5 protein-coding genes are annotated in these 4,879 nt (G+C 71.1%); 4 read left to right on the top strand and 1 reads right to left on the bottom strand.

All coding sequences use genetic code 11. The annotated features are described in order from the left end of the window. On the top strand, window positions 1–1,550 hold a 1,550-nt coding region (locus tag TA90_RS01395; RefSeq protein ID WP_043534237.1), incomplete at its 5' end, for an ATP-dependent DNA helicase. 52 nt (window positions 1,551–1,602) lie between these two features. Next, on the top strand, window positions 1,603–2,595 hold the full coding sequence (locus TA90_RS01400; protein ID WP_043534238.1) for an L-lactate dehydrogenase: 993 nt from the start codon (window positions 1,603–1,605) through the stop codon (window positions 2,593–2,595). Between the two features lie 207 nt (window positions 2,596–2,802). Here TA90_RS01400 and lexA read toward each other — a convergent pair whose 3' ends face one another. Continuing rightward, window positions 2,803–3,537 (bottom strand): transcriptional repressor LexA, encoded by a 735-nt coding sequence (gene lexA / locus TA90_RS01405; protein WP_043534239.1) that lies wholly within the window; start codon window positions 3,535–3,537, stop codon window positions 2,803–2,805. 210 nt (window positions 3,538–3,747) lie between these two features. Between lexA and TA90_RS01410 the strand changes: the two genes are divergently transcribed. Next, on the top strand, window positions 3,748–4,251 hold the full coding sequence (locus tag TA90_RS01410; RefSeq protein ID WP_043534240.1) for a LysM peptidoglycan-binding domain-containing protein: 504 nt from the start codon (window positions 3,748–3,750) through the stop codon (window positions 4,249–4,251). Between the two features lie 121 nt (window positions 4,252–4,372). Then, on the top strand, window positions 4,373–4,879 hold a 507-nt coding region (gene nrdR, locus TA90_RS01415; RefSeq protein ID WP_052450356.1), incomplete at its 3' end, for a transcriptional regulator NrdR.

Genomic DNA, 4,879 nt, shown 5'->3' on the forward strand with positions numbered 1-4,879 from the left:
AGGCCGGACCCGTCACGGATCTCGGCCAGGAGGTCCTGCGGGTGCGGGAGTGGGCCGCGGACACCGACACCGGTGACCGCGACGACCTGGTCCCGGGGGTCTCCGACCGTGCCTGGCGGCAGGTGTCGGTCTCCAAGCGCGAGTGCCTGGGGAAGGCCTGTCCCATGATCGAGGAGTGCTTCGCCCAGCACGCCCGCGACCGGGCCACCAAGGCGGACCTGGTCGTCTCCAACCACTCCCTGCTCGGCATCCAGGCGACCGGCGGCCTGGACCTGTTCCCCGAGACCGACGTCGTGGTGGTGGACGAGGCACACGAGCTCGCCGACCGCGTGCGCGACCAGGCCAGCGTCGAGGTCTCACAGGGGCTCGTCCAGCGCGTGGCGCGTTCGGCGAGGACCCATGCGAAGGTCCCCACCGAGACCCTCGACCAGGCGGGCGCAGCCCTGGGCGTCGTCGTCTCCTCATTGGAGGAGGGGCTGCTCCTGCAGCGCCCGGAGAAGCTGCGGGTGGCGATGTCGACGCTGGACACGGCGGTGCGCGAGGCGCTGCAGCGGGTGGCCGACTCCTCGGCGGACCAGGCCTCGAAGCTGCTGGCGAAGGGCGCGCTCGACGAGTTGGTCGTCGCGATGGACGCCTGGGACCGCGAGCCCGCCCAGTCCATCACCTGGGTCTCACGCAACGAGCGTGAGGGCACCCAGCAGCTCGTCATCGCGCCGCTGGACGTGGCCGGGCCGATCGGAGCCGTCGGCCTGGGGGAGCGACCGGCCGTCCTGACCTCCGCCACGCTCGCGCTGGGCGGCTCCTTCGACGCGATGGCACGTGAGACCGGTCTCATGGTGTCCAAGGCGCCGTGGCACGGGGTGGATGTCGGGACCCCCTTCGACACCGCGTCGCAGGGGATCCTCTACGTCGCTCGCCACCTGCCCGACCCGGGTCCGGGAGGACCCGGCGAGGAGGCACTCGCAGAGCTCGTGGACCTGGCCGGGGCGAGTGGCGGCGGCGTGCTCGCCCTGTTCTCCTCCTGGCGGGGTGCCCAGGCCGGCGCCGCGGCCCTGCGCGCGGGGACTGACCTGGAGGTGCTCGTCCAGGGGGAGGAGACGATCTCCTCCCTGGTCCAACGCTTCCGCGACCACCGCGACTCCTGCCTGGTGGGGACCATGTCCCTGTGGCAGGGGGTGGACGTCGTCGGCAGTTCCTGCCGTCTGGTGGTCATCGGCCGCATCCCGTTCCCCCATCCGCACAACCCGGTGGCCAAGGCGCGCTCGATCGACGCCGAGCGCCGCGGTCACGGCGGCTTCCGCTCGGTGCACCTCACCCACGCCGCGCTGCTCATGGCCCAGGGAGCGGGGCGTCTCCTGCGCAGCACGGAGGACCGGGGGATGGTGGCGGTGCTGGACCGACGCCTGCTGACGAAGGGGTACGGGTCCTTCATCCGTGCGTCCATGCCGTCGATGTGGCCGACGACCGACCCGGAGGTGGCCCGCGCCTGCCTGCGCAGGCTCGCGGCTGCGGTCGGAGCTTCGGGACCCGAGCCGGAGGACCCACACTGATCGGCGTCGGATCTGAGAAGATGGTGTCGACCATCGGCAACAGGAGGACAACGTGCCCCAGACAACAGCCAAGAGTCTCTATCCGTCGGCGTCCACAGGACGCCCCTCGAAGATCGCCATCATCGGCGCCGGGGCGGTCGGGACCGCCGTGGCGTACGCCTGCGCGATGCGTGGCGACGCCCGCAGCATCGTGCTGCAGGACATCAACAAGCCCAAGGTCGAGGCCGAGGCACTCGACATCGCCCACGGCATCCAGTTCACGCCCTGCGGGAGCGTGGAGGGATCTGACGACGTGGAGATCGTGGCGGGGGCCGACCTCGTCATCGTGACGGCCGGGGCCAAGCAGAAGCCGGGACAGTCGCGTCTGGAACTCGCGGGCTCCACCGTGAGCCTCATGAAGAAGATCGTGCCGAACCTGCAGAAGGTCGCCCCCAACGCGGTCTTCATGTTCATCACGAACCCGGTGGACGTCGTCACCTACGTGGCGCTGAAGCTGATGGACCTGCCGCGCAACCAGGTGTTCGGCTCCGGCACGGTGCTCGACACGTCCCGCCTGCGCTACCTCGTCTCCCTGGAGACGGGTGTGGCCACGCAGAACATCCACGCCTACGTCGCCGGTGAGCACGGGGACTCCGAGGTGGCCCTGTGGTCCTCCGCGGAGATCGGCAACGTGCCCCTGGCCCAGTGGGGACCGACCCTGTCGGGGCGCACCTTCGACTCCGCCCTCCGCAAGGAGCTGGCCACGGAGGTCGTCCAGTCCGCGTACAAGATCATCGAGGGCAAGGGCGCGACGAACTACGCCATCGGCCTGTCCGCCTCGAACATCGCCGGCGCGGTCCTGCGTGACGAGAACCGGGTCCTCACCGTCTCCAGCCTGTTGGAGGACTGGGAGGGCATCTCGGACGTCTGCATGGCGGCCCCGACGCTGGTGGGACGCAACGGGGCGGGGCGTGTCCTCAACCCGCCGCTGACCCTGGCCGAGCGCGACGGCCTCACGGCCTCCGCCCAGCGGCTCCGTCAGGTTGCCCGCGACCTGGGCTTCTGAGTCGCTCCTGGGACACGGAGACGCCCCGCAGGCCCTCGGGTCTGCGGGGCGGCTGCGTGTCCGGTGCGGCGGCTGCGTGTCCGGTGCGGCGGCTGCGTGTCCGGTGCGGCGGCTGCGTGTCGGTCGGGCGGCTGACCCTCCCCCGGGACGACGGGGGCTCTCGGTGCGCCCCCGCGCCGCGGTGGAGCGACGCCGGAGGGCGGCCCGTCACAGGGAGCGGATCACCGTGACCACACGTCCCAGGACCGTGGCCTCGTCGCCGGGGATGGGGGAGTAGTCGGCATTGCGCGGCAGCAGCCACACGTGGCCGTCCGAGTGCGAGAGGACCTTGACGGTGGCCTCCCCGTCGATCATCGCGGCGACCACCTGTCCGTCGTCGGCGGTGGCCTGGGCCCGGACGACGACGTAGTCACCGTCGAGGATGCCCGCCTCCACCATGGACTCGCCGCTGACCTCGAGCATGAAGAGGTCCCCGCGACCGGTCAGCGAGGTGGGCAGCTCGAACACGTCCTCGACGTGCTGTTCGGCCGTGATGGGGGAGCCCGCGGCGATGCGACCGACGAGGGGGACCGGCGAGGCGGCCTCCTCGGCATGGGTGACGGGCACCTCGACGGTGACGAGGGCAGGCGGGAGGTCGGCGGCCCCGTGGTCGTCGGCGGTCGGCCGGCCCTCCGGGAGGGCGGTCCGCGTGGGCGCAGGGGAGGGCAGGGCGCTGCGCCCGAGGGGGGCGACCTCGAGGGCACGAGGGCGTCCGGGGACCCGCTGGAGGCATCCGGCACGTTCGAGGGCGTCCAGGTGGTGCTTGACGGTGGACGGGGAGGCGAGGCCCACCCGGTCGGCGATCTCCCGCACCGACGGCGGGTAGCCGTGGTCGTCCACGGAGTCGCGGACGACTTCGAGGATCTGGAGCTGTCGCGGTGAGAGGTTCGGCTGCTCGTGCACGGTGGCCCTCCTGGTCGTCCGGGAACTGCTGCGGTCGTCGCCGACCGCAGGTGCACATGGGTGCTGTTCCACTGGTGTCCTCAGGTTATGCGAGTCCGGCGCGGATGTGAAACACATGTTCGAGCGGGTCTCGACATCACCCGGGAGACACTGTATCGTACAGGTGTTCGACGAACGCATGTTCGATGTGGACGAGCGGAGGAGAAGGTCATGAGTGCGATCAATGTGGTCCCCGCCGGGTCGGTACGCGGACTGGGTGGACGTCCTCGGCTCCGGCCGTTGCCCGAGCCCGAGGTCGCGGAGGTGCGTGAGATCTCCTCCGCCCCCTCCGCCCGTCGCCGTCGCGACGCCCAGGTGCGGGAGGACCCGGCCATGCGCCGTCGCCCCGTGCTGCGCGGGCAGGTCGTCCGGGCTCCTGCCGAGGTTCCCTCTCCCGCCGTTCTGGTGCGACGGGTCGTGCTGGGGGTGCTCGCGGTGCTCGTCGCCGGGGGCATCGGTGCCGGGGCGGGCCTGCTCGCGCAACCCGATCCGTATGCGGGCCCGACACGGGTCCACGACGTGACCGCCGGTGAATCCGTCTGGGAACTCGCGGGCGAGGTCGGTTCGCAGCGGCCCCTCGAGCAGGTGGTCCTCGACATCAAGTCCCTCAACGGTCTCGACGACTCCTCAATGACGCTGACGCCAGGCACGGAGCTGGTCCTGCCCGTCCAGTGAGGGGCCGGGTGCCGCCGGAGGGGTGGGGCCGCCTGCCCCTGACCCGGTGACACTGCGACTGGTGTTGCACGCGGGACTGACGGGAACGTAGCGTTGGGGCAGTTTCCCGACGGAGGTCACCGTGCACTGCCCCTTCTGCCACAACGAGGACTCGCGTGTCGTCGACACGCGGATCGCCGATGATGGCGCCTCCATCCGTCGGCGCCGGGAGTGCACGAGGTGCAAGCGCCGTTTCACCACCCTGGAGACCTCCTCGTTCCAGGTCGTCAAGCGCTCCGGTGTGGTCGAACCCTTCTCCCGGGAGAAGGTCGTCTCCGGGGTGCGCAAGGCCTGTCAGGGCAGACCTGTCTCCGAGCACGACCTCGCCCTGCTGGCACAGCAGGTGGAGGAGGTCCTGCGTTCCAGCGGCGTGTCGAGCGTGTCCACCGCGGAGGTGGGCAAGGCGATCCTGCCGTTCCTCTCCGAACTGGACGAGATCGCGTACCTGCGGTTCGCCTCCGTCTACCGTGGCTTCAAGTCGCTGGACGACTTCGAGGAGGCCATCTCCGAGCTGCGCTCCCGTGACGCCCGCGAGGGCGGTCGCAGCGGGGACCCCGACCCGGACACCCAGGCTGCGACCGACACCCGG

Source organism: Actinomyces polynesiensis, from assembly GCF_000820725.1.
Taxonomy (GTDB): domain Bacteria; phylum Actinomycetota; class Actinomycetes; order Actinomycetales; family Actinomycetaceae; genus Pauljensenia; species Pauljensenia polynesiensis.